The sequence below is a fragment of the Moorella naiadis (nom. illeg.) genome, assembly GCF_051020825.1.
In the GTDB taxonomy this organism is placed as follows: Bacteria; Bacillota; DSM-521; order Neomoorellales; family Neomoorellaceae; genus Neomoorella; species Neomoorella naiadis.
In genome coordinates this window covers 60059-81365 of the sequence record NZ_JAXGFQ010000011.1, presented here as the reverse complement: position 1 = coordinate 81365, position 21307 = coordinate 60059, and the positions used below count along the sequence as shown (strand labels likewise).

Here is a 21307-nt window from a genome sequence, read left to right as displayed (position 1 = left end):
ACTTTACAATGCGTTACTTACAACCACCCCCCTGTTTTTATTTGATTATACCTCCCCCCTTTTTTAGCAGGCTTCTTTACCATTTTCCCTCCTGGGATTTGGACTATCCTATTAAAGCATGCAAATCATTCCCTTTACCATAACCTCCCAGAGCTATAATAGCTGGCCTATTAATACCTTTTGCACGTAGTGGTTCAACCAGATCCTTCTGAAGATCGACAGGTACTATGGCGCGGATGAGTTGTAATTTGCCCTCGGGCTCGATCAACCATGGTCCGAGTTTGGCCGGCAGGAGCAGGGCTTCGCCTGCCTGAACTGCCTCTGCCCTGTCGTCCGGTCCGTAGATCAGGCGTCCCTTACCGGCCACCGGCACTAAGGCTTCAAAGCGCCGGGGGTCGCCGGGCTGCTGCCAAGGCTCATGGATGGTTAGCCTCTCCATGGCAAAGTAATGGCAGGCGCACAGGTATTCCTGTATATTGTTGCCGCGCTGGATGGTAACGGGCGTTATGTTTTCCGGCTCCCCATCTTCAATAAGGGCCGCCGCCAGGCTGTGTTCGATGTCGCTTTTCCGGTGCTCGTCATCTACCTCCCAGTCCAGCCAGTCCCAGACGAAGACGGCGTCGCTGTTCTGTTGCACTTCGACGATAAAGTTGCCGGCGCCGATGGCGTGCAGGCGGCCGGCGGGAATGAAGTAAGTTTCCCCAGGCCGGGTAGTTAACTTCTTCATCGGAGCAAAGGTGGCGCCGCTAGCGATGAGATTCCGGAATTCCTCCCGGGTCAGGCCCGGCTTGCTGCCGCACCAGACATAAGCCCCGGGATCAGCCTGGTGGATGTACCAGGCTTCCGTTTTGCCCCGGTAGGGCAGGTTGGCCCGTGCGGCGTATTCGTCGTCGGGGTGAACCTGGGGCGGTAAATCTTTGGCCGCATCCAGGAATTTGATCAACAGGGGAAAGTAGTTGCCGTAGCGTTCCCAGACGCCGGCGCCCACCAGGTCGGCCTGGAGCTTATCTACGGCTTCCTGCAGATTAAGTCCGGCCAGGGGGCCATTTTTGATAACAGCTTCCGCGCCCGGGCAGGCACTGATCTCCCAGCTTTCGGCCACGGGCCGGTCGGCGGGTATATCCTCTTTGGGAAACATCCGGGCGATCTTATAACCGCCGAAGGGATAAAAGCGCAGGTGCGGGTGAAATTTCAGGGGATAAAGCACAGCACCGGCCTCCTCCAAAGTGAGATGTGGGAAATGGGAGGTTTGATGTGAGATGCCCGTAGAAACCGGCTGCGCCGATCTCAGATTGAAGCCTGCTTACCTCGCATTTCTCCCCTTCGCTGGCGGCGATGTGCCGCCATAGGTGACTTTTCCGAAACAGCGCCAAGTTAGATCTTCTATAGGCGAAATGAGATATCGATGCCGCTAATTCGTCATTTTGCTATTTCGGGCCAGAGCCTGGACCTGCTCCCAGCCGGTCACCCCGGCGGTGGCGCCGACGGCCGTGGTGGCCAGGGCGCCGGTGGCGTTGGCCAGGCGGGCGGTTTCTTCCAGGGATAAACCTTTAAGCCACCCGGCCAGGAAGCCGGCCGCAAAGGCGTCGCCGGCTCCGGTGGCGTCGACGCAGGCCACGTTAAAGGGCGGCACCAGGAATTCGGTTGCCCGGGTGCAGATATAACTCCCCTGCTCGCCCAGCTTCAGGGCTACAACCCCGGCCCCGGCCTCCAGGAACACCCGGGCCATTTCCCGGTAGTCCTGCTTGCCCGTTAGCATTTCCGCTTCCGCCAGGCTGGGTAAGAAGATATCAGTGTAGGGCAAATAGGGTGCCAGGCTTTCCCACCAGCGGCCGCTGGGATCCCAGCCCGTATCCACACTGGTGGTGATTCCCATTTCCTTCGTTTTTTGCAGCACGGCCGCCGCCGGCGCGCCGTCAAAGGACGGCAGCACCATAGCGTAGCCGATGTGGAGTATTTGGGAATTACCCAGCTGCGGCCAGTCGATATCTTCAGCGCAGACGGCGGCATTGGCTCCCAGCTTGCTGATGAAGCTGCGTTCCCCATCTGGGGCGGTTAAAACGATACTGCTGCCGGTACTTTTTTCATCATCACGGTGGATACCGCTAACGTCCACGCCTTTGCCGGCCAGGGAAGCCATCACAAAATCACCCAGATCATCGGCCCCCACCCGGCCGATGATCGCTGTCGGTACGCCCAGCTTTTGCAGGACAACAGCGGTATTGGCGGCGCCGCCGCCGGTGGCCAGGCGTATCTCGTCAACCTGGACCAATTTCCCCCTCTCCGGGTAAGCGGTTACCGGGCGGGCCACCAGGTCGGCCACCAGGACGCCCAGGCAAGTTACTGCGGCCATAAAAGCTCACCTGTTTCCCTGTTGTACCTGCCGTATTTCTGGACGGTCTGAGTGGGAACGCGGTCGGGGATTTCCCCCTGCAAAGTGGCGGCTGCCCGTTCGTAGGAATTCATGTGCCGGTACCTCCGTTACTATAGCTATTTTGTGGAATATCACTCTGCCCGGGTACACGAAATTGCTCACGCCGGTTGAGTTGCACCTTAGGGACAGTTAATCAGCTCTGGTTGCCGTTACCGCAGATACGGCCGGGCTCACCGGGGTTATTTTTACGGCCGGCAGGAGGGCTTCCACCTGCTCCCTGGTGCAGCTGCTGGCAGTCCACATGGCCGCGTTGGCGGCCCCGGCGGCAACGCCCAGGCGCAAGGACTCCTCCCAGGAATAACCTTTCAAAATACCCACCGCCAGCCCGGCTACCAGGGAATCGCCAGAGCCCACCGGGTTAATTTCTTTGATATGGGGTGGGTAAGCCCGCAGGGCTAGGTTTTCTGTTACCAGCAGCGCCCCTGCTTTGCCCAGGCTGATGACCACTACGGCGATACCCCGGGCTAAAAAATGCTGGGCTGCTGTCTGGATGTCGGCCTCATTTTTCACCGGCCGGCCCAGGATTTCCGCCGCCTCTTCCTGGTTGGGCTTGACCATATAGGGCCGGGCGGCAATCCCTTCTTTTAAACCGGTGCCGTGGGAGTCCAGGATTACTCTTTTCCCCTGCTCCCGGGCCAGGGCAATCATGGCCGGGTAAAGGCCCACACAACTGCTGTTGGGTATGGCCCCGCCCAGGACAACTAACTGGCTGGCCGGCAGGAATTTTCGGTAGGCGGCCAGCAGGGCGTCACGTTCGGTCGCGTTAAGGGCAGGACCGGGCTCAAAGAAGACCGTCTGGCGTTCCGCCAGGGTTTCACGCACGGTAGTAATTTCGCGGCTGCGTTCCTGGATGATAACCCCGTGGTAGGGGATGCGGTCCCGGGCCAGGAGGTTGCCGATTTCGATCCCCGCGGTGCCGCCCAGGATACAGAGAGCCAGCACTTCCGCTCCCAGGTTGCGGGCCATGCGGGCGACGTTAATCCCTTTACCGCCGGCGATGGCCTCCACCTGTTGCACCCGGTTGCCGGTACCGGGGGTGTAATATTCCAGGGTCAGGGTTTTGTCAATGCACGGGTTCAAAGTGACGGTTAGTATCATGATGACCAGTTCACCCTATATTTGTGATGAGTTGTATCTCCGAGAGGATATGTTCAGATAATCAAGGTTTGCGCCCCGACAGCGGCTTTTTCTTTATTTATCGCCCCCTTACTTCCAGCTGCTGTCGCCGGCGGCATGGGTGCCTAATCGGTAATAATCACTTCGGTCATACGGCGTAATTCGGCCACTTTTTCCGGCGGGGCGCCGGCATCGGTGATTAAGATCGCAATCTCTTCCCAGGTGGCGTATTCAATCAGGGCGTCGCTTTTAAACTTGCTGCTGTCGCTGACCACGACAGCCTTTTTACAGCTTTTTACCATGGCCTTTTTGGTTTCGGCTTCGGCGAAGGACTCGGCACAGGGACCGTTATGGGACTCGAAACCGCTGGAACCGAGGAAGGCGATATCAGCTTTGATGACGCTTAAAGAGTTGATGGTCCACAAACCGGCCAGGGCCATGCTGATGCCCCGGACTTCGCCGCCTGTCAGGTGGAGCTTAATCTCGCTGCCTGCCAGGACCTGGGCGGCGCTGACCGAATTGGTTATTACTGTAAGCCCCTTTTTGAGGGAGAGGAGTTTGGCGATGCTGAGGGTGGTACTGCCGGAGTCGAGGATGATCACACCGTTTTCCGGTATCAGTTTCACTGCCGCCTGGGCGATTTTATTTTTAGCTTCAATATTTTCCAATGATTTGGAAGCAAAAGGCCGTTCCAAGAATTCGCTGGTGGCCACGGCGCCGCCGTGGCTTTTCCGGGCGATGCCTTTTTTTTCCAGGTAAATAAGGTCTTTGCGGATAGTTTCGGTAGATACGGCAAACATTTTGGCCACTTCGCCGATGCGTACGCTGCCTTCGGCTACCAGGATCTGGGCCAGCTTGTTGCGACGTTCGGCGGTCAAAGAATTAGGCAACATTTTTCCAAATCCCTTCCGCACTGTATCCCAACCAATTACAATCATAACATTGGCTTTACTTGGTGTCAATATATAAAATATATTTTTTAAACCGGTAGTGAACAACTTCGAGGGAAGTTCATTTGCGGTGGCAGGTAATCGGCTGGCCTCACCAGCCGTACCGGTCACAGGCCGCTAGCCACCCGGGTGATTACGTCTTCCTGGATGGCCGGGTCGAGGGCGATAAAGTAGGTGCTGAAACCGTGCACCCGCACCACCAGATGGCGGTAGAGTTCCGGCCGGCGCTGGGCCGCCCTGAGGGTTTCGACATCGACAATATTTAACATGATATGGTGCCCGCCCAGGTCGCAGTAGGTTTGCAGGAGGGCCGCCAGCTTTTCCGTGCCCTCCCGACCTTTGATGGTGTCGGGCTGCAGGGAGAGGCTCAAATCGGTCCCGTTAGTCGCCAGGCGATGGGGGAAGCTGGTGACCGAGCGCAGGGTTGCTGTGGGACCATTTTGATTGCGGCCCTGGTAGGGGCCGGTGCCGTAGGACATGGGCTCGCCCTTCCGGCGGCCATCGGGGGTGGCCGCCACGTAGCGGCCGTAAAGTACATGGCTGGAGGGAGTATTGAAACCGGCTTTAAAGATACCGCCCCAGGCGTTTTGGCGGCGGGCCAGGGTTGTAGTGAACCAGGCAACGATGGCGGCCGCCAGTTTATCCACTTCGTCAATATCGTTCCCGTATTTGGGGGCGCCGTTGATTAACAGTTGCCGCAGATCTTCATGACCGGCAAAATCGGCATCCAGGGCCTGGCGTAAAGCGGCCGGGCTTACTTGCCCGGTGTCGAACACCAGTTTTTTCACAGCCATCAGGGCGTCCACGGTGCTACCCAGCCCGTGGGTGAGGACGCCGGTGAAGTTGTAGCAGGCGCCGTCAGCGCGAACATCCCGGCCCGTGGTTATACAATCATCGTAAAGACAGGACAGGAACGGTGTGGGGCGCATCTCCGCCAGCAGGCGGTCGGTCTTGTTGTGGGCCGCTACCATTAAATCGATGGCGCTTTCTACCTGGGTTTGGAAGGCGGCCATTAATTCATCAAAGGATGTCATGGCCGTAAGTTTACCCGTGGCCGGTCCCAGGCGGCGGCCGCTAAAGGCCGAGACACCGTCATTTAAAGCCAGTTCCAGACATTTTAGGAGGTTGAACTTGCCGCCGGTGGTGCGGGCGTTTTCCTGGCCGGGTACCACAAACTCCTGGCAACCGGCGATGGCGTAATCCCGCGCCGCCTCCAGGGGGATGCCGACGGCAGTCATGGCTGCGATGACGCTGGTATCATTGTGAATAGATGGTATCCCCAGTCCTAGTTTCATTAGTTCGCAGACCTTGTAAAATAACTCCGCCCGACAACCCGGGTGATAGCGGAAGGCAAGGGAAGGCTGGGGAGTCCTGAGCTCGGCGGTGGCCTCCAGGCAGAGTTCAGTAAGTTCATTGGCGGCATCGCTGCCGTCGGCCTTCTGGCCCCCTACTAGGATGTTCTGGGAAACAGCCCAGCAACTGCTGCCGACGACGAACTTGAGCCAGAATTCTTCCAGCAGGGCCAGGGCTTCCGCCCGGCTCAGGCGGCCGCTGCTGATATCCGCCTGGTAGTAGGGATAAAGAAACTGGTCCAGGCGGCCGAGGGAAAAGGCATAGGCATTGGGGGCCTGTTCCAGGACCATGGCCTGCCAGACCAGCCACACCGCTTGCAGGGCTTCCCGGAAAGTCCGGGCCGGCCGGGCCGGCACCCGCTCGCAAATGCCGGCGATGGTTTCTAATTCGGCCCGCCGCCGGGGAACGGTTTCTACTTGCGCCAGCTTTAAGGCCAGGTCGCGGTAACGGTGGGCCAGCAGGATGACGGCGGTGAGGGTTTCTGCCATACTCTGGTAATAAAGCTGTTTTTCCTGGTTACCAGTAGCGTTTTTTTGGCCGGCAATTTCCTCTTGCAAGCCCAGCAGGCCCCGGCCCAGGACGCGGGTAAAATCAGGTACCATGTGGCCCAGCACCCTCTTGCCGATGCACAGGGCTTCTTCCTGGGCCCAGCGCTCGGCCTCGGTCAACAGGGCGGCCGCCTGGCGGTCGTAGGGATCGGCAGACAGGTGGTCCTGGACATCGGCGGGAATATCCTCCGGGTCGTCCAGGCCTTTGTACAATTCATAAGTAGGCCGGAAGCCGGCTTCCTGGGATCCGACCAGGCAATCATCCGGCCCGATGTCTATGGGTAATTCCTGCATGATGGCTTTAAATACGGCGGCGCTGGCCAGGGCCGGCGGCAGGCCGGCAACTTCAGTTTCCCGGCGGGCGCGGGCCTTAATTTGCTCCAGGGTGATCCAGGACACAGGCCGGTCGACGGCCAGGGCTCTGGCTTTGAGGAGCTCAATACGGGGATCCATATTTGTTCCCTCCAGAAGTAAGGTTTTTCTGTACGAGTGATGATAACTATCAGGGTCGCCCTAAATTTTTCCGGAGAAGGCCCTCGTGGGAATTGGACGCGTACATTGCTCATTACAGTATTGACGGGGGATGGAGCAACCTGTTTTAGGCCTACCGGGCGATATGAGCGTCTAAACCTTCTTCCCGCCAGAGGGCCTGGATGGCGGCCATTGTTGCCGGCTCCGGGGGTTCGGTCCCCTGCAGGGCATATTCCCGGCCGAGGGCGCGGTACTTTCCTTCCCCCAGGCGGTGGTAAGGCAAAAGCTCAATACGCTCCGCCCGTGGAGCCAGCCCCAGCTCTTTGACCAGGCGGGCCAGGCCGCGCTGGTTGGTTGCGCCGTCGGTATAACCCGGGATAACCGGCACCCGCAGCCACACCGGCACCCGGCTGGCGGCCAGGAGGCGGCCGCTGGCCAGGACGGGTTCCTGGCTCGCCCCCAGGAGGGCCTGATGTTCTCTAGTCTCACTGAGCTTCAAATCAAACAGGACTAGATCCAAATACGGTAGCAGGCGGCCTAAAACGCCCGGCGCACCATAACCGCTGGTATCCAGGGCTACATGCAGGCCGGCATCCTGGCAGGCCCGGGCCAGGGCCAGAGTAAAATCGGGCTGGGCCAGGGGTTCGCCGCCGGAGATGGTCACTCCGCCGTCGGAACGGCGGTAAAAGGGGCGGTCACGCTCGAGAAGGGGTAATAGTTCGGCGATGGTGATTTCCCGGCCGATGCTGGCCATGGCTCCCGCCGGGCAGGCCTCAGCGCACCTGCCGCAGCGGCGGCAACGTTCCCGGTTGCGCTCAATGGCCGTGCCGGCTGCGTTCATGGCCAGGGCCTGGTAGGGACAGGCTGCGATGCATTTGCCGCAGAGGAGACATTTTTCCCGGTAGTAAGCCGGTTGCGCCCGGGCTTCCTGGGACTCCGGGTTGTGGCACCAGGGGCAGGTCAAGGGGCAACCCTGTAAAAAGACGGTTGTACGGATGCCGGGGCCATCCTGGACGGAGAAGCGCTGGATATCGAGGATGCGCCCCCGGATTGCGGCTGCCATCAAACCCAGCCTCCTCCAGCCGGGAGTAATTCTGGCGGCGCAATAGTAATTGTAATACCCCTGGCTTCTAACTGCTGCCGGTGTTCCGGGTGAATGCCGGCATCGGTAATTAAACGGTGGGCTTGATCAAGGGACGCCAGATGGGCAAAGGAGGTTTTGCCGATTTTGGAGGAATCGGCCAGGATGATGACCTCTTCTCCGGCGGCCAGCAGGCGCTGCTTAAGGGGAATCTCCAGGAGATTGGTCACCGAGAGACCTCCTTCCAGATCAATACCGCTCACGGCGACAAAGCTTTTTTGCACTTTAAAGCGGGCCAGGGCGCCTTCGGCCAGGGGGCCGATCAAAGCGTGGGTCCGGGAGCGCACCACCCCGCCGGTCAGGATGAGGTTAAGATTAGGATTGTCCATGAGCTCCAGGGCGATATCCAGGGAATGGGTAACAACAGTGAGGTTTTTTCGCGCCGGTAATAAGCGTGCTAACTCAATAGTAGTGGTGCCGGCATCGAGGGCGATGGCGGTATCGTCGGCGATAAGCTCCATGGCGGCCCGGCCGATGGCCCGTTTTTCGGCCTGGTGCTCGGCGCGGCGGTTGCTTAAGGGAAGCTCGATGCCGCCACCGTCATCGACGGTAGTTACCCCGCCATAAACCTTTTGTAAGATACCCCGCTCGGCCAGCAGGCGTAGGTCGCGGCGGATGGTCACCTCAGCCACGCCCAGGGCGGCGGCCAGGTCGCCGGTTTTGATGAATTTATTCTTCTTGACCAATTCGACGATCGTTTGATGCCGTTCTTGGGTTAACATTGTTGCTGCTCCCCGATTATTTTTTGATCTATTATATTCGTTTATATTCGTTAAAGGAGGCGATTTTCCTGCTGATTGTGATAAAATATTTATCAATAATTATATATAGGCGATCAATAACCGATCATTGCCTGCGCGCTGGAATGACATCGAATAAGCCCTGCACGTTGTCGGGCAGGGCTATCAGGGTTGTAACGAAACCGATGTTATGTTCCCTTAGGAAATCAGGCCAGCCCGGCCCGGCGGGCGACGCGTTGGACGGCTGCGTTGGCTTTTTGCCGGACCTCTGCGGCATCAATAGTCTTCAATTCGCCCTTTTCCATGACGATTTTACCGTCAACCATGGTCAGGGTGACGTCTGAGCCTTTAGCCTGGTAGACCAGCTGGGTGTAGACGTTGACGCCATCTGCCGGCTGGGTGTGCAGGCCCTCCAGGGAGACCAGGGCCAGGTCGGCCTTCTTCCCTACCTCCAGGCTGCCGATTTCCTGCTCCAGGCCCATAGCCCGGGCGCCGCCCAGGGTGGCCAGCTCAAAGACCAGGGGCGCCGGCATGGATGTCGGCCCGTGGCGGGGTTTCTGGATCAGGGCCGCCAGGCGCATCTCCATAAAGGCGTCCAGGTTGTTGGCGTTGGGGGCGCCGTCGGCCGCCAGGGAGACTACCGTCCCCCGCTCCAGGAGCTCCGGTACCGGGCAGATGCCGGAGGCCAGCTTTAAATTGGAGGAGGGGCAATGGACGACCCTGGTGCCGGTGCGAGCCAGGACCTCCTGCTCTGCTTCGTTAAGCCAGATGCAGTGGACCAGGATGAGGTCCGGCCCGGTGAGGCCGATGTCGTCCAGGTAAAGGACGTTGCGCCGGCCGTGGAGTTTCTCCACCAGTTCGCACTCCCCCCGGTTTTCCGAGGCGTGGGTATGGACCTTGACGCCGTACCGGCGGGCCAGGTCCCGGACCGCCTGCAATAACTCTTCCGTGCAGGAAACTACGAAACGGGGTTCAAAGGCGTACTGGATGCGGCCGTGGTCGTAGCCGTGCCATTTCTCCAGCAGTTCGACGCTTTCTTTTAACGAGGCCGCCGTGGTCTCCTTGAGGCTCGCCGGGACGTCGTCGCCATAGTCCATCATCACCTTGCCGGTCAGGGCGCGGATGCCGCTTTGGGCGATGGCCTCGATGGCGGCGCCGGTATGGTGGACGCTCTCCATGTCGACGATGGTGGTGGTGCCGCTAAGGAAGAGCTCGCCGATGCCCAGGAGGGCGGAGTAATAAATCGATTCGGCGTCGTGGGCGCCCTCCAGGGGCCAGATGCGCAGGCGCAGCCAGTCCAGGAGCTCCAGGTCGTCGGCGCGGCCGCGGAAGAGGGCCTGGCAGAGGTGGATATGGGGCTGGATGAGGCCGGGGATCACCAGCTGGCCCCTGGCGTCGATGACCCGGTCGGCGGTGGCTGGTGCCCGGCCGATGGCGGCGATGCGGTCGTTTTCGATGTAGATGTCACCCTGGAGTACCTCCCGCCGGGGGTTCATGGTCACCAGGATGCCGTTTTTAATGAGGATGCTCATACTTTCTTCTCCTTTAGCCCGGCCAGGATTTTTTCCGGCGTGACGGGCAGCTCGGTAATGCGGACGCCCACAGCGTTGTGGATAGCGTTGATGACGGCCGGGACGGTAGGGATAGTGGCCGGTTCCCCTACTCCCTTGGCGCCGAAGGGACCGGTGGGTTCATAAGATTCGACAATCAGGGGTTCCACCTCGGGCATATCCATAGTGGTAGGGATCAGGTAGGTGGAAAAGGAGTTATTGACAATCCGCCCCTCTTGCAGGTGCACCTTTTCCAGCAGGGCCATACCGACGCCCTGGCCGATGCCGCCGGCGATTTGCCCTTCCACTCCCTGCCGGTTGACGGCCCGGCCGACATCGTGGGCGGCCACCAGCTTCAGGACCTGGACCTGGCCTGTTTCCGTATCTACTTCTACTTCGGCGATCTGGGTACCGAAGGCATAGGGCCAGTACGGCGCCCCCTGGCCGGTCTCCCGGTCGACGGCCGTAGTGTGGGTGACGAAGCTCCCCTGCCCTACCAGGCGATAGCCGGCCAGGCGGGCTCGGGTGGCAGCATCGGGATAAGGGATCTGCTTTGCCGGGTAGCTTTTAACGTAAATTACTCCTTCCCTGGCCACCAGGCCGGCGACGGTGTTGACCCCCAGCAGGGTACGGGTGTACTCGAAAAGGGTTTCCCGGGCCTGGCGACAGGCCATTTGGACGGCGTTGCCGGAGGCGTAGGTCTGGCGGGTGGCCGCCGTAGTGCCGGCATCGGGGGTGGTATCGGTGTCGGCACTAATCACCGTTACCCAGGTGTAGGGAACACCAAGTTCGGCGGCGGCAATCTGGGCCAGGACGGTATTCGAACCCTGACCGCAGTCCACCGCCCCGGTGTGAATAGTGGCCGTGCCGTCGTCGTGAATCTCGACGGTGGCCGTGGAAACATCAGGGAACCCGTTGCCATAACCGGTGCCGTAGAAGAAGCAGGCCATGCCGGTGCCGCGTTTTTTCATACTGCATACCTCCAAACTCAATAGGCATAAGTTTGGCTAAGTGCCGCGCCTGGCAGGGAGTATCGGGTATAATGCGCCTACTACCCATCTGTCTTTTGCCCAGGGATTAAGTCTGCCGGGGACCAGCCGGCGGCCCGGGCCGCCTGGAGCATGGTTTCCGTCAGCCCGACGCTGCTCTCTAGAACTTGGCCGGTAGCGGTAACATCCCCCTGGCGGAAGGCGTTGAGCCAGCGGATGGTAAAGGGGTGCAGGCCCAGCCTGGCCGCCAGTTCATCCATCTGGCTTTCGTAGGCCAGGGGCGGCTGGGTGGCGCCGAAACCGCGCATGGCCCCGGTGAAGGGGTTGTTGGTGTAAACGGCGTAGGCATCGACTTTGACATGGGGAACGACATAGGGACCCGTAGCGTGGATGGCTGCCTTGCGCAAAACGTTAGGGGCCCAGGAGGAATAGGCGCCGCTGTCACCGATGATCTCCGCTTCCAGGGCCGTCAGTCTGCCCTCACTGGTGGCCCCGGTTTTATAGCGCATAATCATAGGATGGCGCTTGCTGTGGGCCTGGAAAGACTCTTCCCGGTCGAGGACCATTTTGGCCGGTCGCCGGGTATGCACCGCCAGGAGGGCCACCAGGGTCTGCAGGGTCATATCCTCCCGGCCGCCGAAGGCACCGCCTACCATGGGGGCGACGATGCGGATGCGGTCCTGGTTCCATCCCAGCACCCGGGCTACCTCCGTCCGGTCCCAGTGGACATACTGGGTGGACACGTAAATTACCAGGTGGCCGCGCTCGTCCAACCGGGCCACGGCGGCCTCCGGCTGGAGGAAGGCGTGGTCCAGGAGCTGGGTGCGGTAGGTGTTTTCGACGACCACGTCGGCAGCAGCAAAGCCGGCCTGGATATCCCCTTTGCGGATGGGCAGGTGGTAGATTATATTCGCCCGGTCGGGATGGACCCGGGGCGCTGCCGGTTGCATGGCGGCCACCGGGTCCAGGAGGGCTGGTAGTTCCTCATAGTCTACTTTTACCCTGGCGGCCCCTTCCCGGGCCGCCGCCGGGGTAGTGGCCCCGACCAGGACGACGACGTCGTTAACCGAGCGCACCTCCTCCCTCGCCAGGACGGGCATATCCTGGAAGAGGACCCCCTGGCCGTTGTGGCCGGGGATATCCCTGGCCGTTAGGACACAGAGGACCCCGGGGACAGTTAAGGCTGCCGCGGTGTCAATATGGATAATCCGGGCGTGGGCATGGGGGCTGCGGACAGTATGACCGTAGATCATCCCCGGGAAGGTGATATCGGCCGGGTAAACGGCCTGGCCGGTCACCTTGGCCCGGGCATCCCCCCGGGCGGGGGAAGCGCCGATAATGGCCACAGGCATCATTCCTTTCGCTGGTAGGATTTAATTGCGCATGGCTAAGGCCCAAACAGGAAGGTTAACTGGCCCTGTTAGTTATATAAAAAACCAGGCAACCGTGATCCGACAACGAAGGTAGACCTTCGTAGCCGGGCAATTTGCGGTTGCCTGGTAGAAACCCCCGGTCCCTATTGCCGGGGATATACGAAGCAATGGTGAGACCGCCTATTAAACGCTGTTACTTTATTATTCGCTTCCCTGCCCCATAATTCCTGCTGCTGATTTTAAAAAATCCCGCCAGAAATTCCTGCCTTTTCGACCTGTGGCTGGACGGTTTCCCGTCCCCGGCAGAGGGCTCGCTACGCTTCCCGGATACTTAATTCCGGGGCACAGCGCGGCTGATTATCCGGGGGAGCTCAGGGGCGAGGATCATGCCCCAAATATGCCGGCCAGTTCCTCCTCTGTTATATCCCAGGTCAGGTTATAGGGGGGGAGCTTTTCTTTCCTCATAAACTGTGGTAAACCTTCATCTTCACCCTTCATCCCGGCCTGGCGGTTGAACTCCAGCTCCGTCTGCAAGACCTCCAGCCCGAGTTTATTCAAGTAACCGGCGGGAAGCCGGGTGTTATAAATAGCGTTTAAGATATCGACCACTTTCTGCGGGTGGGCGGCTGTCGCCGACATGAGGAAGGCACAAAGCCCTAGGGCGTCGTAGGCGGCCCGGCCAACCTGCATCTGTCGGGAGAGTTCCTTTTGCCCGGCTGCCTGGTGGTGGTCAACCGGGGCAAATACCGTCAGGCCGGCGGTATGGTCGGCGCCCATGGGCGAGGTAATATAGGTTATGCCGGTCCCTTTCACACCCCGGGGGTCATAACCGGAGATAGCCTGGTTTTTCACCGTCGGTACCCGCTCTACCCCCAGGACCCGGCCGCAGTAACCGGCACCCATACCCAGGAGGCGGCCGGTCAGGGTGTTCTGGGGGATTTCTTCCAGTAAAGCAGTAAAGCTGGCGGCGTCACCGAAGGCGGCGCGGCCGGCTTCAGCCATTACGGCCAGGGCGGCACCGATATCGATGGTATCTAGGCCCCAGTCATTACACCAGTAGTTCCACCGGGCAATGGCATCCAGGTCGGCTATTCCCAGGTTGGAACCCATCAGGCAGAGGGTTTCATACTCCAGCGGGGCTACAATTTCTTTGCCGTCGGGACCGGGAATGACAGTGGAGCAGCGGATCACGCAGCTGTCCATGCAACGCTCGCTGTGTTTCCCCTCGCCGCCCCGTTCCTCGATCAACCGGTAAACAGCATCGCCGCCGATGGCTTCCACCCCGGCAAAGGTTCCCTGGCGGAAATTCAGGGTCGGCAGGGCCCCCAAGGCGTTGGTCAGGCCCATGGTTTCGGGCGTACCGTATTCAGTCAGGGTCTTAATGCGGTCGCTGCCGGCTACGAGTTTGTTAAAGGCCAGGCGGGTCGCGGCAAAGGCTTCTTTACGGGCCGGTTCTGGTACCGGCCCGACCTTTCGGGGGATCAGGATGGCTTTAAGACGTTTGCTGCCCATGACGGCGCCGACGCCGCCCCGGGCCGCCAGCCGGCTGGGACGACCATAAACGTCGGTAACGGCGACGCCGGCGGCATAAAGCTGCTGTTCGCCGGCCTGCCCGATGGTTATCAGGGCGTAATCCCGGCCAAAATCAGCGTACAGGCGCCGGGCGAGTTCATAATTACCCAGCCCCAAGTAAGTGGTGGCCGGGAGAAATTTAACGTCCTCGTTGTTAATTACTAAGACCTGCCACTCCGGCGCCCGGCCTTCCAGGACCACTGCCCGCAGGCCGGTTCTGGCCAGGGCGTCGCCAGCTGTACCCCCGGCGTTGGCTTCCTTAATACCGCCTGTTAAGGGGCTCTTGCAGCCGATGGATAAGCGGCCGGCGCTGGAAACGCCCCGTCCTGCCAGGGGACCGCCGGCCAGGATCAGTTTGTTTTCCTCACCAAGGGGGTTACACCGGGGCGGCACCTCGTTTTTAATCAGCTGCGAGGTTAAATAACGCCCGCCCGCCAGGGGATTTGCCAATTCTTCAAATTTCCCTTCGCCCCTGGTTAAATCAACACGTAACAGTTTCAAGTTTCCATCATGCCTTTCCAGGATTAAAGTCCTTATCTCAGGTTATTACGCCATCTAGAGAGCGCGATTTTTATGCCGTGGCCATAAAAGAGGTCAAAACCGGTTTCTACTTCCAGGAGAGAGACAATCATTATCAATAATTTCATCAGTGATTCTTAACGGCTCATCTACCTCCGGCATACCCAGCTTAATCATCAACAGGAATAAACTATCGATAATGCAGAGCTGGGAAAGGCGGAATTCCATGGTGCCGGTAAACTCGGACAGATAGCTGGTAGCTCCATAGAGGCTCAAGTTACTTAGCCGGGCAATAGGTGATTGGGAATTATTGGTCAGGGAGATGATTGTGCTTCCTTTCTCCCGGACTATTTCTAACGCCTCGATAATACTCTTGCTGGCGCCGCTGAAGGAGAAAGCCCAGCAAACATCTTCCGGCTTAAGCAGGGCGCTGCGGAACTTTTGCTCCCGCTGGTCCTGGGGCAGGTAACCGGAACGGCCCAGGCGTAATAGTTTATGATAGGCATCAAAGGCGGTCACCAGGGCGCCGCCACTGGCCAGGAGAATAATCTCCCGGGCTTGCAGGAGGGTCCGGGCTACCTGGAGCAACACCTGGACGTCCAGGCGTTCCAGGGTACTCTGGATGGCATTTATTTCTTTATCCCTTACCTTGGCCACGATGGTTTGGGGATCGTCGGCCTCGGTGATGCCATAAGCGGGACCGCTGTGGCTGGAGAAAGCTTCCCGAGCTAGATATAAGCGTAGATCGTGGTAACTATTGAGGTTTAAACGTCGACACAGGCGGATTACAGTCGTCTTACTCGTTTTGGCCCGGAGGGCCAGTTCGGTAATGGACATCCGGGCAGACGCTGCCGGATCCTGGAGAATGATGTTTACTACTCCCTTTTCTGAAGGGGGTAACTGCTCGCGAATTAAATGCAATTCCGCAATTAAACTCATGCCCTCACCCGCTGCGAAATTATGTTACCTATATTAGCTTGATATTACGTAACGATTTTACTATACTATTCGCCATTAAAATTATTTTTCCTTCTTGTACAGACAAATCATAGTTAAAAAATTCACGGGTGAAAATAAAAGAAGCCATCTATCTTTTGATTAACCGCTAACCCAGATAAACGGCTTCTTTGCCTGCCCACATCTTTGCTTTGGCAATTGTATTATACGTAACAAAGTTAGGGGGCATCAACTGGCATTTTGGTTATCTTGGTACTATAAGGACATGTTAGCGGCTTTTACCAGGAAGGATCGATTGTTTTTTGACTGCAGTAGCTTTTTGCTACCGTTTATGGCAAGATCTGTTGTAAAGGAGTAAAGGGTAATTTTAGGGCCTCCGCCACCGCCGGGCAGGTTACCTCCCCTTCGCAGACATTGATCCCCCTGGCCAGGGCCGGGTCTTCAGCCGCGGCTTTTTGGTAGCCCAGGTTGGCCAATTTTAAAGCGTAAGGCAGGGTGGCGTTGGTCAGGGCGAAGGTGGAAGTCCGGGCGACAATGCCGGGGATGTTGGCGACGGCATAATGGATGACGCCGTGCTTGAGATAGGTTGGGTTGCTGTGGGTTGTCACCCGGTCGACGGTGGCGATGCAACCGCCCTGGTCAATGGCCACGTCAATGATCACCGAACCTGGTTTCATCTTTTTAACCATCTCTTCCGTCACCAGGTGGGGAGCCCGGGCGCCGGGGATGAGGACGGCGCCAATAAGGAGATCGGCGTAGGCGGCCGACCGGGCGAGGTTATAGCTGTTGGACATGATGGTTTGTACCCGGCCGTTAAAGTAGTCGTCCAGGTAAGCCAGGCGGCGGGGGTTGTTATCCAGGATGGTTACCCGGGCGCCCATCCCGGTGGCTATCCGGGCGGCATTGGTACCCACGGTGCCGCCGCCGACAATGACGACGTCGGCCGCCGGAACACCGGGAACTCCACCCAGCAGGATGCCGCGGCCACCGTAGATTTTCTCCAGGAATTGGGCTCCCAGCTGGACGGCCATCCGCCCGGCTACTTCACTCATGGGTACCAGTAAGGGCAGGCTACCGTCGGCTAGCTGGATAGTTTCGTAAGCTACGGCTGCTACCTTCCGGCGGCGTAAGGCGGCAGTCAATTCGGGTTCGGCGGCCAGGTGCAGGTAGGTGAAGAGTATCTGGCCGGGTTTAAAGAGGTCATACTCGGCGGGCTGGGGCTCCTTGACTTTTAGGATCATAGCAGCTTCCTGATAAACCTCGCTTGCTGCGGGGCGAATAGCGGCCCCGGCTTCCTGGTAGGCGGCATCGGCGATACCGCTGCCCTCACCGGCACCTTTTTCAATAAGAACCTGGTGCCCTGCCGCCGTCAGGGCGGCTACCCCAGCCGGGGTGATGGCCACCCGGTTCTCCTGATCCTTGATTTCTTTGGGCACACCTATAATCATGTTCGCTCCTCCTAAAAATAGCTTGGCAATAAACTTGGATTGAAGACGATCTTCCGCGGGTGGTGAGTCCTGCTCCTGACAGAGGCAGCACTCAGCCAACTACCTGCCTCCACGTAAGCTTCTTTCCATAAGCTTAAAAGTTGGTGCTTACTTCCGGGGAGTGCTCTCCCTTTGTATATTGCAATTTTTATGCCAGGAGGATTAGGGGCCGGGTGACCCGTCATCTACCTTTTTCCCGTACCCCTTACCCGGAAACCGCATGAATTCTCGATTTACATGCTGCTCTATTTTACGCCGGTTAAAGGCGGTAAGGGGTATAATCGTACCACTAGTAATTCTAGTAATTGAAGTATTACCGCCATCAACCAAAGGTGGTAATAAAAAATGCCATCCACTTTTAAGGATGGCATGCCTGTAAGGCCAACTCGGTGGCAGCTATTGTTGCCACGTGGAAACTATGCCGGCCACTTTAAGCCTAACTTTTTGATCTTACCCAGGAGGGCCGTATGGGAGAGTCCCAGGGCGCGGGCGGCTTTACGGGCCGAACCATGGCTTTTCAAGGCCTCCTGGACGGCGTTCGCCTCGACGGCCCGGACGATCGCCGCCAGGGTCTTTGCCTCCGGTTGCGGGTTCCCGCTGAGTAATGGCCCTTCCCAATTATAAAGCCAGATATGCTCCGGCAGGATTTGGGGGCCGTTGACCAGATTAACAGCCCGTTCCAGGACATTGACCAGCTCCCGGATGTTGCCCGGCCAGGAGTAAGCAGTTAGTTTATTCAGGGCGGCCGGGGTTAATTCCGGGACCGGGCGGTTGAGATGTTGAGCCAGCTTATCCAGGAAATGTCGGGCCAGCAGGGGGATGTCTTCCCGCCTCTCCCGTAAAGGCGGCAGGAAGATAGGGACCACATTAAGACGGTAGTAAAGGTCTTCCCGGAATAAGCCCTGCCGGACCATAGTTTCCAGGTCGCGATGGGTGGCGGCGATCACCCGCACATTGACGGGCTCTTCGCTATTAGAGCCCACCCGGCGGATCTTGCCTTCCTGGAGGACCCGCAGCAGTTTGGCCTGGATAGCCGGGGAGGCTTCGGCGATTTCATCAAGGAAGATAGTTCCCCCTTCAGCGGCGGCGAAGAGGCCGGCCTTACCCCCCTTACGCGCTCCGGTGAAGGCGCCGCCGACATAACCAAAGAGTTCGCTCTCCAGCAGTTCTTCCGGCAGGGCGGCACAGTTGACGGGTATGAAGGCTTTCTGCCGCCGGGGGCTCTCCGTATGCAAGGCCCGGGCGAAAAGCTCCTTCCCGGTACCGCTTTCACCCCGGAGAAGGACGGTGGAGTCTCCCAGGGCGACCATGCGTCCCATGGCGATGATGCGGTTGAAAGCTGGGGCATTGCCGATGAGATCGCTGAAGGTGATGGCCTCGGGTTGGGCCAGGGTATAGACCATCTGCCTTAATTCGGCAATATCTTTCATGGTGGCCACGACGCCGACCACCGTACCGGCAGGGTCCCGCAGGCAACGGCCGCTGGTCAGGTGGCAAATCCTGCCCCGGGGTCCGGTGAGATCGAGTTTGATATTGTTGTAGGGCCGACCGTCAGCCAGACAGCGCAGGATGGGCAAATCCGGCCCCAGGAAAGAAGCAATGGGCTGTTCCAGGGCTTCGGCGCGGGTAACCCGCAACATTTTCTCGCCTATGGGGTTGAGGGAGGTAATGCGCCCGTCGGCATCGATGGCGACAATGCCGTCACTTACAGAATCCAGGATTATTTGCAGGCGTTGCTCTCTTTCTTCATGGGGCAGGAGCCGGATGGTCTCGAGCTGGCGGACCCCCTGAATGGCCGCCAGCTCGACCTGGAGTTCCTCCCTGGAGAGGTCAGGCCGGTCCTCTATTTCCAGGTACATATTGTCCGGGATGACTTCCAGGGAAAGGATATTCAGGCCATGGCGGGATACTACCCGGGCCACGTCGGCAATCATACCTACCCGGTCGGCAAACTGGAGGCGTAGGCGCATGGGGTCACCTTCTTTACCAGGTTCTGGTTCGAATATCTCACTGGCAGAAATTTTCTCCGCCTTCCCAAGCCGGACTCATGAAGACAGAGGTATATGATCAGGGGTCCAGGTGCATAAGCCGGCAAATCAGGCGCTTAACCTTGAACAGAGCACATTTTATTGGTTGCCGGTGAAGACGTTGACCCTTTAGAAGGGATCTGCTGCAGGCAAATCTTTAACCAATTCTTCCAGACCAAGTTCCTTCAGCCTGGCGGCAGTAGGAATACCATTCCCGGTCCAGCCGCCCAGGGCGTAGTATTCATCCAGCATGATGTCCAGGTTGATGGTCAGGCCCTGGCGGGAGAGTTGGGCCCTCTCCGGCGGGACCTTTTCGATCTCTTCCGGGTTGGCGTAGACGTCCAGGGGTTCCTGCAAAGTACGCGGCGGCAGGGAGTCGTCTTTGCGGCTGAAACCGTGACGGACGTTGTACATCCTTTCCAGGTTGACGATGCGTTGGCCGATGCGCATGATCTCTTCGTCGCTGATGGGGATGCCCAAGGCCCTCAGGCCTTCAGCCAGGTCAGCCGGCAGGATGGCGTAAGTTTCGGTGAAGGCGAACTTGCAAACGCCGGCGGCGTCGGCCAGGGCGTTGCAGGTTTCGGTAAAGCGGACCATCTGGGGCTTAAATTTCTCCGCAGTGACCTCCATGAGTTCCGGCCCGCACTCCGGCAACACTTTGGCGGCTACGTCGGTCATCCCGGCCACGTCAATGGTCGGCAGGGCGTAGAGGTGGTCGGCGCCGCGGTTGCTGGTGGCATGGCCCAGGCCGAAGGCCTTCAGCACCCGGCCTTCCTGGCGCGGCAATTCCACCCCTTTGACCTGCATGGCAAAGTATTCGCTGCCGTGGCCCAGGCGGGCGCTGGCTTCCTTGACCCCGTCGGCCAGCAGCTCGCCCGTACCCCGGCGGTAGGCGATGTCTTTGATCAGGCCGATAATGGTTTCCGGGTCGCCCCACGCCAGGCTGTACCTGGGGTCGTCCAGCAGGCCCTTTTCATGGGCCTCCATAGCGAAGGCGATGACCAGGCCGGTGGAGATGGTGTCCAGGCCTAGTTCGTTACAGAGTTTGTTGGCGTAAATGACCAGCTCGATATTGCCGTTCCAGAGGTTGGAACCCAGGGCGTTAGTGCTTTCATACTCCGGCCCTTCGTTTACCGGTGTTTTGAAGGGACCGTCCGGCACTTCGGTGATGCGGGCGCAGCGGATGGGGCAGGCGTAACAGCCCTGGGTTTTCACCGTATAGCGGGCCACGGCCGCCGCGTTTATTTCTTTGCCCAGGGGAAATTGCCCCCAACGGTGGTTCTTGCTGGGCATGTCGCCGCTCATATTCTTCAAGTCAATCAGGCAGACGGTACCCCACTGGCTGTACATCTGGCTCTCCGGGTGGTTACGGACGGCCGCCGTTACCCGGCGGACTACTTCTTTAAATTCCGGCGGGGTTTCTACCCGGTGGCTGCCTTTGACCACCAGCGCCTTGAGGTTTTTCGAGCCCATGACGGCCCCCATGCCGGTGCGGGCCGCGGCCCGGGCGTAGTCGTTGATAATACCGGCGATACGCACCAGGTTTTCGCCTGCCGGGCCGATGGCAGCTACCCGGCTGCCGGGGTACCGTTCCCGCAGGGTCTTTTCCGTTACTTCTGTAGTCTGGCCCCATAGGTCGCCGGCGGGGAGTAATTCCAGGTTGTCGTCCTCAATATGCAGGATTACCGGGCGGGTGGCGCGGCCGCAAAAGACGATGAGGTCGTAGCCGGCTTTACGCAGTTCGGGGCCGAAGAAGCCGGAGCTGTTGGCGTAGCCGTAGGCGCCGGTGGCCGGCGACTTGGCTGTTACCGTATAGCGGGCCGCCGAGGGCCAGGAAGTACCCGTCAGAGGGCCGGTGGAAAAGATAAGCAGGTTCTCCGGGTCCAGGGGTTGGACTTCCGGGCCGACATGGTCGTAAAGCACTTTGGCCGCCAGACCGCGGCTGCCCAGGAATTTTAGCAAATCCTCCTCCGGCGTGGGTTGAAGCTCGATTTGGCCGGTTGTTAGATCTATCCAGGCTGTTTTGGCCATGGGGATCACCTCTTTTTAATATTTGGCGGGATGGTAGTAAGCAGTGCAG

At 59.0% G+C, this 21307-nt stretch carries 16 protein-coding genes and 1 riboswitch; all 16 genes read right to left on the bottom strand.

Annotation, left to right across the window (positions count from 1 at the left end):
* Positions 1-103: 103 nt before the first annotated feature.
* Positions 104-1207 (bottom strand): type I phosphomannose isomerase catalytic subunit, encoded by a 1104-nt coding sequence (locus SDD30_RS09055; protein ID WP_434074600.1) that lies wholly within the window; start codon positions 1205-1207, stop codon positions 104-106.
* A 204-nt stretch (positions 1208-1411) separates the two neighbouring features.
* Positions 1412-2353 carry a carbohydrate kinase family protein gene (locus SDD30_RS09050; RefSeq protein ID WP_434074599.1) on the bottom strand — a complete coding sequence of 314 codons (942 nt, stop codon included), beginning with the start codon at positions 2351-2353 and terminating at the stop codon, positions 1412-1414.
* Entirely contained in the window at positions 2341-2466 is a 126-nt protein-coding gene (locus tag SDD30_RS09045) for a hypothetical protein (RefSeq protein ID WP_434074598.1), read from the bottom strand. Before SDD30_RS09045 ends, SDD30_RS09050 begins: the two co-directional genes overlap by 13 nt.
* Positions 2467-2563: 97 nt before the next feature.
* Complete coding sequence (locus SDD30_RS09040; protein WP_434074597.1) at positions 2564-3532, bottom strand: 1-phosphofructokinase family hexose kinase; 969 nt, start codon at positions 3530-3532, stop codon at positions 2564-2566.
* A gap of 143 nt (positions 3533-3675) precedes the next feature.
* Entirely contained in the window at positions 3676-4443 is a 768-nt protein-coding gene (locus tag SDD30_RS09035) for a DeoR/GlpR family DNA-binding transcription regulator (protein ID WP_434074596.1), read from the bottom strand.
* Positions 4444-4607: 164 nt separating this feature from the next.
* A complete protein-coding gene (locus SDD30_RS09030) occupies positions 4608-6854 on the bottom strand; it encodes a pyruvate formate lyase family protein (RefSeq protein WP_434074595.1) in 2247 nt (748 codons plus the stop codon).
* A gap of 151 nt (positions 6855-7005) precedes the next feature.
* Positions 7006-7935 carry a glycyl-radical enzyme activating protein gene (locus SDD30_RS09025; protein WP_434074594.1) on the bottom strand — a complete coding sequence of 310 codons (930 nt, stop codon included), beginning with the start codon at positions 7933-7935 and terminating at the stop codon, positions 7006-7008.
* Complete coding sequence (locus tag SDD30_RS09020) at positions 7935-8735, bottom strand: DeoR/GlpR family DNA-binding transcription regulator (protein WP_434074593.1); 801 nt, start codon at positions 8733-8735, stop codon at positions 7935-7937. The genes SDD30_RS09025 and SDD30_RS09020 overlap by 1 nt, the downstream gene beginning before the upstream one ends.
* Before the next feature lie 224 nt (positions 8736-8959).
* Positions 8960-10285: a 5'-deoxyadenosine deaminase gene (locus SDD30_RS09015; protein WP_434074592.1), complete on the bottom strand. Its 1326-nt coding sequence runs from the start codon at positions 10283-10285 to the stop codon at positions 8960-8962.
* Positions 10282-11274, bottom strand: coding sequence for a xanthine dehydrogenase family protein molybdopterin-binding subunit (locus SDD30_RS09010; protein WP_434074591.1), 993 nt, complete (start codon positions 11272-11274; stop codon positions 10282-10284). The genes SDD30_RS09015 and SDD30_RS09010 overlap by 4 nt, the downstream gene beginning before the upstream one ends.
* Positions 11275-11354: 80 nt before the next feature.
* A complete protein-coding gene (locus tag SDD30_RS09005; RefSeq protein WP_434074629.1) occupies positions 11355-12644 on the bottom strand; it encodes a xanthine dehydrogenase family protein molybdopterin-binding subunit in 1290 nt (429 codons plus the stop codon).
* A 102-nt stretch (positions 12645-12746) separates the two neighbouring features.
* Positions 12747-12848: riboswitch (purine riboswitch) on the bottom strand.
* A 201-nt stretch (positions 12849-13049) separates the two neighbouring features.
* Complete coding sequence (locus tag SDD30_RS09000) at positions 13050-14738, bottom strand: aldehyde ferredoxin oxidoreductase N-terminal domain-containing protein (RefSeq protein ID WP_434074590.1); 1689 nt, start codon at positions 14736-14738, stop codon at positions 13050-13052.
* Positions 14739-14831: 93 nt separating this feature from the next.
* Positions 14832-15695, bottom strand: coding sequence for a MurR/RpiR family transcriptional regulator (locus SDD30_RS08995; protein ID WP_434074589.1), 864 nt, complete (start codon positions 15693-15695; stop codon positions 14832-14834).
* A 347-nt stretch (positions 15696-16042) separates the two neighbouring features.
* A complete protein-coding gene (gene ald / locus SDD30_RS08990; RefSeq protein ID WP_434074588.1) occupies positions 16043-17161 on the bottom strand; it encodes an alanine dehydrogenase in 1119 nt (372 codons plus the stop codon).
* 455 nt (positions 17162-17616) lie between these two features.
* A complete protein-coding gene (locus SDD30_RS08985; protein WP_434074587.1) occupies positions 17617-19170 on the bottom strand; it encodes a sigma 54-interacting transcriptional regulator in 1554 nt (517 codons plus the stop codon).
* Between the two features lie 186 nt (positions 19171-19356).
* A complete protein-coding gene (locus SDD30_RS08980) occupies positions 19357-21258 on the bottom strand; it encodes an aldehyde ferredoxin oxidoreductase family protein (protein ID WP_434074586.1) in 1902 nt (633 codons plus the stop codon).
* Positions 21259-21307: the final 49 nt, after the last annotated feature.